Origin of the sequence: uncultured Ruegeria sp., from assembly GCF_947500045.1 — a bacterium.
Classification (GTDB): Bacteria; Pseudomonadota; Alphaproteobacteria; order Rhodobacterales; family Rhodobacteraceae; genus Ruegeria.
Map to the genome: position 1 here is coordinate 63,380 of NZ_CANMQQ010000008.1, position 15,272 is coordinate 78,651.

The 15,272-nt window shown below is 53.1% G+C and carries 14 protein-coding genes; 5 read left to right on the forward strand and 9 right to left on the reverse strand.

Annotated elements, in window-relative coordinates; all coding sequences use genetic code 11:
* Positions 1-10 precede the first annotated feature (10 nt).
* The 4 genes from Q1B46_RS14125 to Q1B46_RS14140 all read right to left on the reverse strand — a co-directional run bounded on the left by Q1B46_RS14125 (position 11) and on the right by Q1B46_RS14140 (position 6,348).
* A complete protein-coding gene (locus tag Q1B46_RS14125; protein ID WP_299948997.1) occupies positions 11-1,318 on the reverse strand; it encodes an HlyD family type I secretion periplasmic adaptor subunit in 1,308 nt (435 codons plus the stop codon).
* Positions 1,318-3,057, reverse strand: coding sequence for a type I secretion system permease/ATPase (locus Q1B46_RS14130; protein ID WP_299948998.1), 1,740 nt, complete (start codon positions 3,055-3,057; stop codon positions 1,318-1,320). Before Q1B46_RS14130 ends, Q1B46_RS14125 begins: the two co-directional genes overlap by 1 nt.
* A gap of 281 nt (positions 3,058-3,338) precedes the next feature.
* Positions 3,339-4,718 (reverse strand): nucleotide sugar dehydrogenase, encoded by a 1,380-nt coding sequence (locus Q1B46_RS14135; protein WP_299948999.1) that lies wholly within the window; start codon positions 4,716-4,718, stop codon positions 3,339-3,341.
* A gap of 127 nt (positions 4,719-4,845) precedes the next feature.
* On the reverse strand, positions 4,846-6,348 hold the full coding sequence (locus Q1B46_RS14140) for a glycosyltransferase family 4 protein (RefSeq protein WP_299949000.1): 1,503 nt from the start codon (positions 6,346-6,348) through the stop codon (positions 4,846-4,848).
* Positions 6,349-6,509: 161 nt separating this feature from the next.
* Between Q1B46_RS14140 and Q1B46_RS14145 the strand changes: the two genes are divergently transcribed.
* Both Q1B46_RS14145 and Q1B46_RS14150 read left to right on the forward strand, forming a co-directional pair.
* Positions 6,510-7,463, forward strand: coding sequence for a Gfo/Idh/MocA family oxidoreductase (locus Q1B46_RS14145; protein WP_299949001.1), 954 nt, complete (start codon positions 6,510-6,512; stop codon positions 7,461-7,463).
* A gap of 42 nt (positions 7,464-7,505) precedes the next feature.
* A complete protein-coding gene (locus Q1B46_RS14150; protein ID WP_299949002.1) occupies positions 7,506-8,588 on the forward strand; it encodes a DegT/DnrJ/EryC1/StrS family aminotransferase in 1,083 nt (360 codons plus the stop codon).
* A gap of 76 nt (positions 8,589-8,664) precedes the next feature.
* On the opposite strand, the gene Q1B46_RS14155 is transcribed toward Q1B46_RS14150, so the two are convergent.
* The gene (locus Q1B46_RS14155) at positions 8,665-9,678 is read right to left on the reverse strand and encodes an NAD-dependent epimerase/dehydratase family protein (RefSeq protein ID WP_299949003.1); all 1,014 of its coding nucleotides are present in this window, start codon (positions 9,676-9,678) and stop codon (positions 8,665-8,667) included.
* Between the two features lie 50 nt (positions 9,679-9,728).
* On the opposite strand from Q1B46_RS14155, the gene Q1B46_RS14160 reads away from it, so the two are divergent.
* On the forward strand, positions 9,729-9,887 hold the full coding sequence (locus Q1B46_RS14160) for a hypothetical protein (RefSeq protein ID WP_299949004.1): 159 nt from the start codon (positions 9,729-9,731) through the stop codon (positions 9,885-9,887).
* Positions 9,888-9,990: 103 nt separating this feature from the next.
* Here Q1B46_RS14160 and Q1B46_RS14165 read toward each other — a convergent pair whose 3' ends face one another.
* Genes Q1B46_RS14165 through Q1B46_RS14175 form a run of 3 tightly spaced genes read right to left on the reverse strand, consistent with a single transcriptional unit; the run spans position 9,991 to position 11,849 of the window.
* Entirely contained in the window at positions 9,991-10,326 is a 336-nt protein-coding gene (locus tag Q1B46_RS14165; protein ID WP_299665163.1) for a carboxymuconolactone decarboxylase family protein, read from the reverse strand.
* Positions 10,327-10,336: 10 nt separating this feature from the next.
* Positions 10,337-11,098, reverse strand: coding sequence for an amino acid ABC transporter permease (locus Q1B46_RS14170; protein ID WP_299949005.1), 762 nt, complete (start codon positions 11,096-11,098; stop codon positions 10,337-10,339).
* 10 nt (positions 11,099-11,108) lie between these two features.
* Positions 11,109-11,849: an amino acid ABC transporter ATP-binding protein gene (locus Q1B46_RS14175; protein WP_299665169.1), complete on the reverse strand. Its 741-nt coding sequence runs from the start codon at positions 11,847-11,849 to the stop codon at positions 11,109-11,111.
* A 120-nt stretch (positions 11,850-11,969) separates the two neighbouring features.
* Between Q1B46_RS14175 and Q1B46_RS14180 the strand changes: the two genes are divergently transcribed.
* Entirely contained in the window at positions 11,970-12,740 is a 771-nt protein-coding gene (locus Q1B46_RS14180; protein ID WP_299665171.1) for a transporter substrate-binding domain-containing protein, read from the forward strand.
* Positions 12,741-12,785: 45 nt separating this feature from the next.
* On the forward strand, positions 12,786-13,523 hold the full coding sequence (locus Q1B46_RS14185) for a creatininase family protein (protein ID WP_299949006.1): 738 nt from the start codon (positions 12,786-12,788) through the stop codon (positions 13,521-13,523).
* 36 nt (positions 13,524-13,559) lie between these two features.
* Here the strand turns inward: Q1B46_RS14185 and Q1B46_RS14190 are convergent, their stop codons facing one another.
* Entirely contained in the window at positions 13,560-15,272 is a 1,713-nt protein-coding gene (locus tag Q1B46_RS14190) for an ABC transporter ATP-binding protein (protein WP_299949007.1), read from the reverse strand.

Below are 15,272 nucleotides of genomic sequence, written 5' to 3' on the forward strand. Positions count from 1 at the left end.
GCCGCCCGGATCATTCCCGAAAGGCACGATAAAAGTAATCGGCGAAGGGTTTGATCAGATAGGAAAGCGGCGTGCGCTCATCTGTCTTGATCATAGCCTCGACCGGCATCCCAGGCAGCAATTCCTGACCGTTTAACCGCGCGAGCTGGCCCTCATCAGGCACCACTTCAGCCCTATAGAAGGTAAAGCCGCTGGCCTCGTCAGTGAAGGTATCTGCCGAAACATTGATGACATGACCGTCGATCTCGGGGGTATCGCGTTGGTTGAAGGCCGGAAACCGCAAGGCGACGTCCTGCCCGCGGTGCAGTTGGTCAACATGCAACGCGTCGACACGTGCTGCAACCAACAACGGAGTATCCTGAGGCACGACATACATCATCGGCTCGCCCGGTTGTACCACAGACTGGATAGCGGACACCTGACTGTCATAAACGGTGCCCGCAACAGGTGCGCGAATATCCAGGCGCGACAAACGCTCAGTGAGCGAGAGACGACGCTCGGCCAGCTCAAGCACGCGAGATTGAACGTCTCGAAGCTCGGTGATTGCTTCTTCGCGTCGGGTGGCCTGCAGTTCGACAATCTGAATTTCGGTCGTGGCGATCTGACCGTTCAGACGGGCGATCGTCGATTCCAGCCGACCGATTTGTCCCGTCAGGTCCGCTTCTTCCCTTTGTAAGGCAGATACACGGCTGGCTTGTGTCAAACCCCGTTGCAGCAACCCTTGCTGATCTTTGAGTTCGGTTCTGATGAGATCAACCTGAGTATTCAGCGATGCGAGCTGTGCCTGAATACCTTCAATCTCGTTTTCGATCTGGACCTTCTGCTTGCCCAACTGATCGATCTGCTGAGATAAAGTGTTCAGTCTTGCATCAAATAAACGCCTCTGGCCTGCCAGAAGATCGTCATCGATCATTTCGCGGGCCTTGAGTTCTTGCAGACTTTGGGCAAGCGCATCGGAATTTGCTCCATCCCTTTCTGCCTCTAGCCGAGCCATCCGGGCGAGCAACTCGAACAGCTGCGATTCTACGATGGTTTTTTCCGACGCGAGGAATGTGTCATCGAGCCTCAACATCAAATCCCCGCGTATGACAGAATCACCGTCGCGCACGAAGATTTCCCCGACAACCCCACCGTCAGGGTGCTCGATCACCTGACGCTTGCTTTGTACTTCAATCACGCCCTGAGAGATGATAGCCCCTGCGAGTTCGGTGCGGACACTCCAAACCCCCAATCCCAGAATAAGAATGGCCAAAGCGGAAATGCCTACAATCGCCGGAGCCTTGATGCTCCACGCCGGACGTGAACTGTTGTCTGACATCATTCACCCACCTTATTTAGGTGCCTTTTTATGACATTGGCGTTTTGCACCATCGTATTCAGAACCTCATCGCGTCCGCCGGATTTAACGATCTGGCCTTTTTCAACCACCACAAGATCATCGCACTCTGAAATGGCTTGTGGGCGATGGGTCATGATTATCGTCGATTTTCCAGCTTTCTTAAGCTCACGAACCGCTGTGTTCAGAGCCAGTGTTCCATCCGCATCAAGGGCCGAGTTTGGTTCATCCAAAATCAACACAACAGGATTGCCGTAAAGCGCCCGCGCAAGCGCAATCCGTTGTTTTTGCCCGCCAGACAGTTGACTGTCGTTCCCCTCAAGGAACGTGTCATACCCTTTTTCGAGCCCCAGGATCAAATCATGCGCATTTGCAGTTTTGGCTGCTGCTACAACGGCTTCGGGATCAGGCGTTTGTGACATTCGTGCGATATTCTCAGCCACAGTGCCATTGAACAGCGTCACCTGTTGCGGCAAATAGCCAATGTGCTGACCAAGGTCATCCGGGTCGTATTGATCAAGTGTCGCCCCACCCAATCGAATTTCCCCGGCAGCCGGGGCCCACAATCCAAGCAGCGCTTTTGCAAGCGTTGTCTTGCCTGATCCGCTTTTACCGATCACACCAAGCGCCCGACCGGGCTCAAGCTCAAGTGCAGCATTGCGAAGTGTTGGTGTTTTGGCACCCGGCGGAATTACGGTCAGGCCCTTTGCCACAATATGTGCCTTGGGCGTGGGCAGTTTTGTACGCGATTCCTCGGGCGGTGTAGAATCGAGGAACTGGTTCAGGTTGATCCAAGCCATACGCGCACGTTCAATCATCGACCATTGGCCTACGGCCATTTCTATCGGTGCCAATGCACGACCCAAAAGAATCGTGCCCGCAATCATCGCCCCGGGCGTCATTTCATTTTGAAGAACAAGCCATGCGCCAAGCGCCAGCATCGCCGATTGCAGAAACAGCCGCAGAGATTTGGTTAGCGAAGTGAAACTGCCGGTCCAATCACTGGCTGAAATGGACTGAGAGAGCGCTTCGGTACGTTGTTTAAGCCAACGCTTCGAGACATCTTCTTGCATCCCCTGCGACCTGACCACTTCAGCGGCCTGCCGGGCGTGTTCAGAAAAGGCGTTGGCCTTGGCAGTGGCGGTCTGAGCTTCGGCCACTTTGCGATGGGTAAGCCCTTGGTTAAGCAGGGCAATCACCACCAAGATTGCGCCACCTGCTACCGCCAGCCAGCCAAGCAGCGGGTGGAACAGGAAAATTGCCGCCAGAAATATTGGGGTCCACGGTATGTCCATTACCGCAAGTAATACGGGGGAGGCGCACAATGAACGAATAGACTCCAGATCACGCAAAGCCGTCGCTGGTGCTGACCGAATTTGCGGAAACAATGCACGCCGCATCGTCCCCTCAAACACGCGCTCATCAAGGGCAGACTGAAAGCGCGCCCCGAATCTTGCGACGATCCGACCGCGCGCATAATCCAGCATCGCCATCAGTGCATAAAGCAGCGCGACAAGCAGGAACAGTGCTGACAGGGTCTCGACCGAGCGTGATCCGAGTACGCGATCATACACCTGCAGCATGAACAACGGACCAGTCAGCATCAGCATGTTGACAAACACGCTGAACAGAAAGGCAAGCGCAAGGAAACTGTTGCCCTGATTGCGTACATTTCGCAGCTCGTGACGCTGGGGTGGGGTGTTTCGATTTTTCAAGCTCACGCGGATGGCCCTTGATTGCTCACAAATGGAACTCGTCAAAAGCCAGACTTTCGGAACCCGAAGTCGACCCGACATTTGTGGTGACTATATCGGTGTGGTCGGGCAGGGACAACGCGCGTTATCCTCTCTGCGCTCTCTTTCGGCGGTCTTCGTTCCGTCAACGGTTCGAGAGCGGCAGGAACATGCCGACATTGTCACGCTGGTCCGCATCGCCCGCTCAAAACGTCACTTCAGGCTGCTTTTTTGCAGCCTACATGGAATTGGTCCTACCGGAAAATTGCTCAGGCACGAACGATGTGGCCCTCGGATGTGCGGTACTTACCACGAGTATCGATGAGAAGTTTGGCGTGCTTCCTGATCAGTTCATAATCAAAGGCATCATGGTTGGTTGCAAGAATTACCGCGTCATACTCCGCCAGAACTTCAGGGGTTAAATCGACGGACGAAAGCTCGAAGAAGTGCTCTCTCATCGTTGGGAATGTGGGTACATGCGGATCGGAGTAGCTTAGATCGCCGCCATTATCCCTGATCAACTCCATCAAAGTTACTGCAGGACTTTCTCGCATATCGTCTACATTTTTCTTGTATGCGATGCCCAGAACCATGATCTTGCTATCGCGTACCGCCTTGCGGCGCTCATTGAGCGCGGATGCCAGTTTGCCAAACACGTATTCCGGCATGGCGGTGTTCACCTCGCCAGCCAATTCAATGAACCGTGTATTGATGCCGTATTCGCGTGCTTTCCAGGTCAAGTAAAACGGGTCAATCGGAATGCAATGACCACCAAGACCTGGTCCAGGGTAATAGGGTGTGAAGCCAAACGGTTTGGTCGCCGCCGCATCGATCACTTCGAAAATATCAATCCCCATCCGGTCGGCCACGACCTTCATTTCGTTTACGAGACCTATATTTACCGCCCGGTGAATGTTTTCAAGCAGTTTTGTCATTTCAGCAGTTTCGGTCGAACTTACCGGCACAAGTTTGTCGATTGCTTGTTCATACAGCGCAAGACCGGCCTTCAGGCAAGCGTTACTATGGCCGCCAACCACTTTTGGGATCGTGTTTGTGGTATATTCAGGATTTGCAGGATCTTCTCGCTCGGGCGAATAGACGGCAAACAGGTCTTCGCCTACTTTTAGCCCATGCTTCTCAAGACGCGGTAATACCTCTTCTTTGGTCGTACCGGGATATGTTGTGCTTTCTAATGCCACCACCTGGCCCGTGCGCAAATGATCCGCAATCTGATCACAGGTATCTGTAACGAAGCTCAGATCCGGCTCGCGATATTTATTTAGGGGGGTTGGGACACACAGCATGATGCCGTCTGCCTCAGCAATTCTCGAAAAATCCGTGGTAGCTTCAAAACCGTTACCCAAGGCTTCGGCGATACGTGCATCTTGGATATGTTCAATCGAGCTGTGGCCGGAGTTCAGCTCCTGCACCTTTGATTCATCAAGATCAAAGCCAAGAACCTTATATCCGATTTCCGAGTATCGCAGCGCCAGTGGTTGTCCAACATATCCCAATCCGACAATTCCGATCACTGCCTGTTTGTCAGATAGCTTCTTCAGTAAAGCTTTTAACGTAGAGTTCTTGGGTTTGTGTGTCTTCGTATTCATAATTTGCGTGCCGTATGAAATTCGTTGATTTTCCAGCTGCATGATCGCGCTACATGGTTGACCCTCTAATAGCCACTTGGAGGAAAAGGGCAATGGTAAGCAGTTATGTAAACAAGGCTATCTAGTCCAATCCCAGTACACGTCCGTTCTGCCGCCTCGGGACCGGCAACTAGATGCCTTCATATAGTGTCTTAAGCTTATTGGTTTGTGCTGCCCAACTATACTCGGCCCAAAGGCGCTCGGCCATATCTGTGGCGAGTTTGAAACGCTCAGGTTGCTCAAGCACGTCCCGCAGCGCCATCGCGATAGACTGTGGGTCCGTTTGGTCCATCGATCTTCCTAATCCCAGTTTGTCAACGAAATCGCGCATATCGGGAAGGTCGGAAACACAGATTGGCAGACCGGCAAACGCTGCTTCAAAAAGCTTATTCGGCATAGAAAACCTATAGCTCAACGACGCATCCTGAATTGGGCAAATTGCTACATCGGCAGATTTGATCGCCACTGGTACATCAGCAGCGGAAACGGGTGGCAACAACTTGACTCGATCAGCTACGCCTAGGTCCTGAGCTATATCCAACAGCCATTTATCATCGCGTTTATGTCTTGGCCCCAATGCAACAAGATACACATCGGGCAACATCACGAGTGCTTCAAGTACTTTGTCCAATCCTCGATGAGCTGACTGGACACCACCCGTAAAGACAATAAGCGGTTTATCTTTGGCGATACCCGAATTGACCCTGATGCACAAAGAGTCCACGACTTGCTCATCTAGGTCGCACAGGAATTCAGGATCGATTTCCGGCACATTGAAGATAAGGGTTGGTCTGTTCTTGAAACGTCGGGAATAATACTCGGCAATCGACGGTGAGACCGTAATCATCTGGTCAACAAAGGGAAGACAATCATCTTCTAGTTTTTCTGCAAAACTCGTACCTTTTGTTGGGTTTTTCGTCGCCCGTGCTGGTTCATATTCATGTGCGTCGTAGATAAGTTTCGCTTGAAATTGCTTCGCAAGGACCACACCTGCAGGGAGGCAATAGATATCATGAACATGGATGATGTCGGGCGTGTCATCAAATCCCAATCCGCAAAGGTTTTCAGCGAAAATCAGCGATTCGAGCTGATAAAGGTTATGAAAACCCTCTCTGACCTCTCGGGCTTTGCACATGAAGGACTTTAATTCTTGTCGGCGCTCGCCGAACCCACACTTGATTCTGGTTTTCCAAAGCAATCGCTTGTGCTTGGATTTTCGAGTGCGACGCTCTCGACCACTGCAGTCCTTATAGTACATTGGGTCGAGTATCTGTAATTCTTCGTCAGAGAGGAAGGTTCGAAATTTGGATTTGAGGGCGTTCAGTTGTGTGGCCGCCTCGATATATGGCTTTATGCGCAGCCTTACTTCGCTGGATACGCGATCTATGAAAAAGAACCGCTCAAGCATAGTTTCGGTAATTCGCTCCGATGATTGCCAGTTGAACCGGGTGACCTGCATGCCATCGATATTGTCTTTCTGTGGCAAACCCCCAGGCCAGTCGCAAAAGATGTGAACATTGTGCCCTGCCGAACGAACCGCACGCGCCTCTTTCAGGACGCGCGCATCTGCCGTTATCTCGTGGTAGGTTAAACAAAAAACCGTTTTGGGAGATTTTCCGTGGATGCCTGACATGCGCGCGAAGACCAATCTAGATTAACAATCCGGATCGCTCTAGCAGAGGTTGATTATGGTTTCCAGTGCGATTGAAGTTGCTTTGTAAGTCCTCTCTATTGACTTCCCGCCAAAATTCTTGGATGCGCAGAAGCACTAATTGGGCACTTGGGAAGCATTGAATGAGCAACTTTGCATTAATAGGTACCGCTGGATACATTGCGCCGCGCCACATGAAGGCGATCACGGATACCGGGAACATTTTGCTGGCGGCTTTGGATACCAGCGACTCGGTTGGCATTATCGATAGCCACTTCCCGGATGCGCATTTTTTCACCGAATTCGAACGCTTTGACCGTTATGTCGATGTGCTTCGCCGAAACGTAAACGACAAGATCGATTACGTGTCGATTTGCTCGCCGAACTACCTGCATGACAGCCACATGCGATTTGCCCTTCGTTCTGGCGCGGATGCGATTTGTGAGAAACCTCTGGTTTTGAATCCGGAAGACATCGACGGGCTGGAAACAATCGAGAACGCGACTGGGCAGAAGGTCAATACAATTCTGCAGCTGCGCGTTCACCCCTCTATCATCGCGCTGAGAGAAAAAATCAGAAACAGTGTCAGCGACACCAAGTACGAAGTCGATTTGACCTATATCACATCCCGTGGACGTTGGTATCTGGAAAGCTGGAAGGGCGATGTTCGCAAATCCGGTGGTATCGCCACCAATATCGGGGTGCATTTCTTCGACATGCTACACTTTCTGTTTGGTGATCTTCAGGAAAACCATGTTCACTTGAACACTCCTACCAAGGCTGCGGGCTATCTGGAGTTCGAACATGCGCGGTGCCGCTGGTTTTTGTCACTGGATATCAACGATGTTCCGGATGAGCCCCGGCAAGCCGGGGCCCGTACGTACAGATCCATCACAATAAATGGGGAAGAAATTGAGTTTTCGGGCGGTTTTGCTGATTTGCATACCCGCAGTTATGAAGAAATCTTGGCGGGTAAGGGTTTTGGACTGAATGAGAACCGCCCCGCGATTGAGATGGTGAGCCATATCCGGAATGCTCAGGTGCAAATCGGTAAGGGTGAGCAGCATCCCATGTTAAAGGCCGGCGCTATCGGCTGATTGGGCCAGAATTTGTTGAACGGGTAGGGCGGTTTTGAAGCAATGCAGTTTATTGACTTAGCAGAACAACAAAAACGTATCAAAGATCAGGTGGATGCCGGTATTGCACGGGTGTTGGCCCACGGAAAATATATCCTTGGTCCTGAAGTTGCCGAACTGGAAGGCAAACTGGCGGCATTCACTGGTGCCAAGCACTGCATCTCATGTGCCAACGGGACGGATGCTTTGCAGATTGCCCTTATGGCACTTGAGGTTGGTTCCGGTGATGAAGTCATCACACCCGGATTTTCATATATTGCCACGGCCGAAGCCGTCAGACTGCTGGGCGCAACGCCAGTTTATGTAGATATCGATCCAACCAGCTATAATCTTGATCCCAACAAGTTAGACGCCGCAATTACGCCGCGAACAAAAGCCATTATTCCGGTGTCACTTTATGGCCAACCCGCTGATTTTGAACGTATAAACGAAGTGGCTTCGGCACACGGATTGCCGGTTATAGAAGATGGCGCTCAAAGTTTTGGGGGTTCCCTGCATGGCAAACGGTCAGGGAACCTGTCAACGATTTCCTGCACGAGCTTTTTCCCATCGAAGCCCCTCGGCTGTTATGGAGATGGCGGTGCCATTTTCACCTCGGATGATGAGCTGAGCATCATTCTTCGCCAGATTGCTCGACACGGGCAGGATCGGCGTTATCACCATATCAGGGTGGGGGTAAACAGTCGTCTAGACACGCTGCAAGCCGCGATCTTGCTGTGCAAACTTGATGTTTTTGAAAATGAGTTGGCTTTACGAAACACGGTTGCCGACCGTTATAAATCGCTGTTGAGAAATACCAACATCGCGGCTCCGGCACTGATGGACGGGGCCACCAGTGCATGGGCGCAATATACGATTCGCGTGGACAAACGCGAGGACGTGCAGGCCAGGCTCAAGGACGCAGGCGTTCCAACCGCAGTGCACTATCCGCTGCCATTGAACAAGCAACCTGCTGTATCTGACCCCAATGCTGATCTGCCCCTGGGGGATCAGGCTGCCGCAAGTGTGATCAGCCTGCCGATGCACCCTTATCTGCAGGAAAATACGCAACAGCAAATCATCGAGGCGCTGAAACAAGCAATCTGATTGCTGCCGATTTCCCAGAAAACGATTTATTCTTTCAGAAGGCGTGCAGATTCAGGCTTCGACCACTCTGCGGGCTCTATCTACCGTAATATGCTCGATACCAGTCCACAAAGGCCTGGATGCCATCCTTTATCTCGGTTTTAGGGCGATATCCTGTCAGTCGGTGCAACAATTCTGCATTGGCCCAAGTCGCAGGCACGTCGCCCAGTTGCATTTCCATATAATTTCGGATCGCGGGCTTGCCCAGGCTTTCTTCGATTGCATCAATGAAGTCCAATAAGCGCACTTTGTCCGAATTTCCAATGTTCACAATGCGATATGGCGCAACGGGGCTTAGGCTGTCACCTTCGGCAATGTCTTCTGGCGTCTTGGGGCGAACCGGGACAACATCGATCAGCAGAGAGATAGCCCGCACCAGATCATCTACATAGGTGAAGTCGCGATACATGTCGCCGTGGTTGTATATGTCAATCGGGCGGTCCTCGAGGATCGCATCCGTGAACTTGAAGAACGCAAGGTCCGGGCGCCCCCACGGGCCATAGACCGTGAAGAAGCGGAACATGGTTGTCGGCAGATCCCACAGATGTGCATAGGAATGCCCCATGGCTTCGTTTGCCTTTTTGGTGGCGGCATACATAGTCAGTTGATGATCCGCTTTTTCGCATTCGTCGAAGGGCATATCGGGATTGGCCCCGTAGATCGACGAGGTGGATGCCATCAGCAGATGTTGTACTTTATGACGCCGCGCCGCTTCCATCACGTTGAATGTCCCTATGACATTGCTTTCGACATAGGCACGCGGATTTTCCAGGCTGTACCGAACGCCAGCCTGGGCTGCGAGGTGGATGATCACATCCGGTTCAAACGCATCGGCCATCTTGTCGAACAAGGCTGTGTCTTCCAACATGCCCTCATCGCATGAGAAATTCGGGTTTTCCAGCAACAGCGCATGTCGGCTCTGCTTGAGGCGGACATCATAGTAATCCGTCATCCCGTCGTAGCCGTGAACTCGTTTCCCGTTTTCGAGCAAAAGGTTGGCAAGATGAAAGCCGATAAATCCAGCGGTACCTGTGATCAGAACCTTTTGCATGAGGCTGTTTCCTTGTTGTCCGTGCTTGGGACGTACGTCCTGGGGCACGTATGACGCCTACCGTCTTGCGGCTCAAGCCGTCATTTTCCGGTTTGACTACAAAGAACGAAGAAGGTCATGCGAATTTCCAGCCGGATATGAACTGGTCGGCGGAAGAAGCAGGTTTTGACATTCGCAAAGAACTCATGGCCCCAACAACCCTGCTTTGACACGATTGCCTAAGGTGCCGGAGGCAATTGGCTGCCCTAACTTCCTTGGGCCACGACCCGGATACACGAGAGCCGCGCGAAGTAATCTTCGAATTCAGGCCTTTTACTGTGAGAACACGTCAAAAGCCTTCAGCGCCTTCGCGCTGTATGCGTAAGAGGGACCTCCCCCCATATAGGTGGCCATCGCCAGCGCTTCGCATAGCTCTTCTCGGGTTGTACCAAGTCGGACCAGAGAGCGGACGTGGAAGCCAATGCAGCTGTCGCAGCGCGTAGCGATGGCAATACCGAGCGCCATGAATTCCTTGGTCTTCTCGCTCAGCGCTCCATTCGATTTGGCGGCTTTGCCCATGATACCAAAGCCACGTACTGTTTCGGGCACCTCTTTCGAAAATGCTCCCATGTTGGCCTCGGTCTCGGCCATGAACTCTTTCCAATCCATTGGATTCTCCTTATCCGCGCTCATCTGCACCCATACGGCGTTCCAGCCAGCGTACCCCAGCGCTAATGATCAGAACGAGCACCAGGTATTCGAAGACCAACAAGGTATAGATCTCAAGCGGACGATATTCTGTGACCACTAGCTCGTTTGCACGCCGTGTCAGTTCCTGCATACCGATGACACTGGCAAAAGCACTCATCTTCACGACGTAGATGAACTGATTGGCCAAAGGCGGCAGAATGCGTCGGATGGCCTGTGGCAGGATCACGTAGCGCATTGTCTGAAAGTAATTCAGGCCTATGGTTTGGGCCGCTTCACTTTGGCCCTTGGCAATAGATTGAATGCCTGCTCGGTAGATCTCGGCGGTAAAGGCGCTGTCCGAGATTGCAAGCGTGATGATCGCACCCCAGAATGGATCGATCGGTATGTTCATACCCATCGACTGAAAGACGATGGGCAGGCCGTAAAACACCCAGAACAGCATCGGCAGCAGGGGAATTGAGCGGACGAATTCCACGTAGATACGGTTCACCAATCGCCACCCGCGGCTTTCGGCCAGACCCGGCAACGCCACTAACAGGCCAATAACGATCGACAATACCGCAGCGATTAACGAGATCTGGATCGTGGCGCCCATCCCCGAAATCAGGAACTTGATGTTGGTCCAGCCTGACTCCGTGGTCGGGTTGATCACATACCAACCCCAAGTCTGCGAGGACGAACACCCTGCTGCAAGAAGGAAGAGGGGGAGAAACAGAAATGCTTTTTTCATCTTATCCAACTCAATGCTGCAGTATCTGGCTTAGAAACTTCTGGCACCGCTCAGATCGTGGGTTGGTGAAGAAATGCTCTGGCTTGCCCTGTTCGACGATCTCACCCGCATCCATGAACACCATGTTGTCTGCAACTTTGCGCGCAAAGCCCATCTCGTGGGTGACAACCACCATGGTCATACCTTCCTGCGCCAGCTCCACCATCACGTCGAGAACCTCGGAAATCATCTCGGGGTCCAGTGCAGAAGTGGGTTCGTCAAACAACAAAACGCGCGGCTCCATGCATAGCGAACGCGCGATCGCCACACGCTGCTGTTGCCCACCCGAAAGTTGAAGTGGTCGTTTTTCTGCCTGATCCGGAATGTGAACCCGCTCAAGGTAGTGACGGGCTTTTTCTTCGGCTTCCTTGCGGCTTAGCCCGCGTGCCTTGATCGGACCAAGGGTCAGATTTTCCAACACCGTTAAATGCGGAAACAGGTTGAACTGCTGGAAGACCATACCGACCTCTGATCGGATCGTGGCGACGGAATTGGCGTCGTCCGTTAGCTCAACCCCGTCTATGCGGATCGTGCCTTTCTGGTGTTTTTCAAGCTTGTTGATACATCTTACAACAGTGGATTTCCCGGAACCCGAGGGACCGCAGATTACCACCTTTTCGCCGCTGCTGATCGTCAGATTGATGTCTTTTAGCACATGAAACGTGCCATACCATTTGTTCACATCGACTAGCTCGATTGCGGCGTCTGGCATCAGATGACCTGCCCTTGTTATTCTCAGTCAATTATTTTCTTGAGGTTACCGTGGTCTTTGCGTTTAGATCAAGGAACAATCTAGCTGGTAAATGCCAAACGCCACCAACAGGAGAAATACATGAAACATTTATTCAAAGTCGCAATCGCTGCAGCGCTTGGCCTTGCGCTCGGCAGCGCAGTTCAGGCCCAATCGGCGCTGAACGAAATCCTGGACTCTGGTGTGCTGAAAGTCGGTACAACGGGCGACTGGAATCCAATGTCTCTGCGCGATCCGGCGACCAACAGTTACAAAGGGTACGACATCGATATCATGAACGCGATGGCTGCGGATCTGGGTGTCGAGGTTGAGTATGTCCCAACAGATTGGAAAACTCTGGTCAATGGGGTGGTTGCGGGCAAGTACCACATCACCGGCTCGGCTTCGATCTCGCCGCCGCGCATGAAAGTGGCCGGATTCTCTGACAGCTACATCGCTGTTGAACTATTCCCCTACACAATCAAAGACAAGGCCGACAAATTCGACGGATACGAGTCGATCAACCAACCTGGCGTGAAGGTTGCGACAACACTGGGGACGACCTTTGAGAAACGCGTGCGCGAGTGGTTCCCGAATGCTGATATCAAAGTGGTCGAAGCTCCGGCGCGTGGTTTTCAGGAAGTACTGGCTGGCCGGGCAGACGTGTTCATAACGTCAAATATCGAAGGTTCGACGCTTGAAGCCAAATTCCCGGTTGTTCGCGTCAAGAACGCCGGCCCCCGATCACCGTCACCGATCGCGATGTTGTTGCCCCAGGATGATCAGGTCTGGATCAACTATGTAAACAGCTGGATCGAAGTGAAAAAAGCTCAGGGCTTCTTTGTCGAAAACCAAGAGCGGTGGGGTCTCTGATCCGGGCTGTTGCCGACAACACAGATCAATGCTCGGACTTAGAATATGAAGCTTGATCATATGACCTGGTATGAGGTTGACGCCCGTATCAACGAAGGGGCTGCGGTTTTACTGCCAGTTGGTTCGACCGAACAGCATGGGCCGATGGGCCGGATTGGTACGGACACGATTTGTGCCGAGGCAGTGGCGCTTGCCGCAGCAGAACGATGCGGGGGTATAGTTGCACCCCCGCTGGCCTATACGCCGGCACCTTTCAATACCGGGTTCCCCGGTACGGTTTCGGTTTCGGCCGAAACCTTCCAGGCAATGGCAAATGAAGTCATCACCGGGCTACTGGCACAAGGTTTCAAGGGTGTGTTCGTGGTGAACGGCCACGGCGCCAATCTGGAACCGCTTCGCAAGATCGAGGCAGCCCTTTCCGACAATCAACTGATGATCCGCAGTTGGTGGGAGCCGACCGCTGTGAACACATTACGCCAACAGCTTTATGGCGAATGGGAAGGGATGCATGCGACGCCTTCTGAGATTGCAATCACGCAATCTCTGCTGGGTGCGTTGCCAGCCAATCAAGCTTCTGAACCACCCAAGAAGCTCAGCGCCGAATTCGTGCGTGATCATGCAGGAGACCGACACGGACCGCCTGAGGAACACCGTTCCGAGTTCCCAGATGGGCGCGTCGGATCACATTCAGCCTTGGCCACCCCGGAAGATGGTAAACGACTGCTGTCCGCTGCTGCAACGGCAATCGCAACCGAATTCCGTTCTTTCGAACAAGATCGGTAAACAAGAATAGGCCGCTCAGAAGGGCCTGAGTGGTTTTTATTCTGCTTCCATTCCCAGACCATCGGTCGACAGATCATCAAGCTGAGGCATCAGCCTAAGTAATTCCTGTGTGTATTCGGTCTGAGGATTGGAAAACAGATCGCTGGTTTCCTGAACCTCAACGATCTGGCCCTGCTTCATCACGGCCACCCGGTCACACATCTGGCGTACCACCGGCAGGTCGTGACTGATGAACAGCATCGTCAGGCCCAGATGTTCCTGCAAATCTTTCAAGATGTTCAGAATCTGTGCCTGAATCGAAACATCCAGTGCGCTGGTTGGCTCATCGCAGATCAGAAAACGGGGCTGGGTAGCCAGCGCGCGGGCAATCGAGATCCGCTGTCTTTGACCACCCGAGAACTCATGTGGGTATTTCAACCCGGCTTCGTGGCCCAGCCCCACTTGATCCAGCAGTTCGTCCACCCGGCGTTTGATGTCTGCGCGATCCATAAGGCGGTGATGTCGGATGGGTTCGGCAACGATCTCATCCACCCGCATTCGGGGGTTGAGCGAAGAATACGGATCCTGAAAGATCATCTGGATGTTCTTGCGGTATTCGTCCTGAACGGCGCGGTTTCTCAGATCACTGACCCGCTTGCCCTGAAAATCAATTGTGCCTCCGTCCACGGGATATAGCCCTGCGATCATCCGCGCGACGGTGGATTTGCCCGAGCCGGACTCACCCACAACCCCAAAAACCTCTCCGGCCTGAATATCAAAGCTGACCTCGTCGACGGCTGTGAAATAGGTCCGGTCCCATGGCAGCAACCCGCGCCGCTGCAGGAACTTCTTGGTCAGGTTGCGGATTTCAAGGACCGGTTTGCTGGTGTCGTTGTCTACTTTGGGCCAGTGGCGCGCCATATCCTCGATGGCAAACCGCGTTTCGCGACCGCCATAACTGATCTGCGGGAACCTGTGCAACTTTAGCGTTGGGCGCGGCACGGCGGCGATCAGAGACTTGGTGTATTCGTGCTGTGGCTGGCCCATTACTTGCGCGGTGGTGCCACTTTCGACAACCTTGCCCGCATACATCACGGTCACCCGATCAGTGGTATCTGCGATCACGCCCATATCATGGGTAATCAGGATGACACCGACCTGACGCTCTTGCGCCAACTCTTTGATCAGGCCCAGAATCTGCGCCTGAACTGAAACATCCAATGCCGTGGTGGGCTCATCCGCTATGATCACATCCGGCTCTGTGCACAAGGCTAGGGCGATCACCACGCGCTGCCGCATCCCGCCCGAGAACTGGTGCGGGTATTGATCAAGACGCGTATCCGGATCGGGGATGCCCACGCGGTCAATCAGGTCACGGGCGCGTTTGCCTGCCTCCGCCTCCGAGCCTCCCAAATGGGCCTGGATCGTCTCAACCAGTTGCTCGCGCACTGTAAATAGCGGATTCAGAGAGGTCAGCGGATCCTGGAAGATCATCGAAATCTTCTTGCCGCGCAGTCCACGCATGGCCTCGGCATCGATCCCGCTGATCTGGTCGCCGCCCAGTTTGATCTGGCCGCTTGCGATGCGGCCGGGACGTTCCAGCAAGCCCATCACAGCCGCACCGATGGTGGATTTACCGGCGCCGGATTCCCCCACGAGCCCGTGGATTTCGCCGGGTTCAACGGACAGGCTGGCATGATCCACCGCTGTGAACAGCTGGCGGCGGGTCGGGAATTCTACGGTGAGGTCTTGGATGGTCAGAAGGCTCAT

What these genes read in the sequence shown, in the direction of transcription:
- Q1B46_RS14180 (WP_299665171.1), top strand. Translation starts at nt 11,970, where the DNA reads ATGAAACATTTATTCAAAGTCGCAATCGCTGCAGCGCTTGGCCTTGCG.
- Q1B46_RS14150 (WP_299949002.1), top strand. Translation starts at nt 7,506, where the DNA reads ATGCAGTTTATTGACTTAGCAGAACAACAAAAACGTATCAAAGATCAG.
- Q1B46_RS14135 (WP_299948999.1), bottom strand. Translation starts at nt 4,718, where the DNA reads ATGCAGCTGGAAAATCAACGAATTTCATACGGCACGCAAATTATGAAT.
- Q1B46_RS14140 (WP_299949000.1), bottom strand. Translation starts at nt 6,348, where the DNA reads ATGTCAGGCATCCACGGAAAATCTCCCAAAACGGTTTTTTGTTTAACC.
- Q1B46_RS14145 (WP_299949001.1), top strand. Translation starts at nt 6,510, where the DNA reads ATGAGCAACTTTGCATTAATAGGTACCGCTGGATACATTGCGCCGCGC.
- Q1B46_RS14165 (WP_299665163.1), bottom strand. Translation starts at nt 10,326, where the DNA reads ATGGATTGGAAAGAGTTCATGGCCGAGACCGAGGCCAACATGGGAGCA.
- Q1B46_RS14170 (WP_299949005.1), bottom strand. Translation starts at nt 11,098, where the DNA reads ATGAAAAAAGCATTTCTGTTTCTCCCCCTCTTCCTTCTTGCAGCAGGG.
- Q1B46_RS14175 (WP_299665169.1), bottom strand. Translation starts at nt 11,849, where the DNA reads ATGCCAGACGCCGCAATCGAGCTAGTCGATGTGAACAAATGGTATGGC.
- Q1B46_RS14190 (WP_299949007.1), bottom strand. Translation starts at nt 15,272, where the DNA reads ATGAGCCTTCTGACCATCCAAGACCTCACCGTAGAATTCCCGACCCGC.
- Q1B46_RS14185 (WP_299949006.1), top strand. Translation starts at nt 12,786, where the DNA reads ATGAAGCTTGATCATATGACCTGGTATGAGGTTGACGCCCGTATCAAC.
- Q1B46_RS14155 (WP_299949003.1), bottom strand. Translation starts at nt 9,678, where the DNA reads ATGCAAAAGGTTCTGATCACAGGTACCGCTGGATTTATCGGCTTTCAT.
- Q1B46_RS14125 (WP_299948997.1), bottom strand. Translation starts at nt 1,318, where the DNA reads ATGTCAGACAACAGTTCACGTCCGGCGTGGAGCATCAAGGCTCCGGCG.
- Q1B46_RS14160 (WP_299949004.1), top strand. Translation starts at nt 9,729, where the DNA reads ATGACGCCTACCGTCTTGCGGCTCAAGCCGTCATTTTCCGGTTTGACT.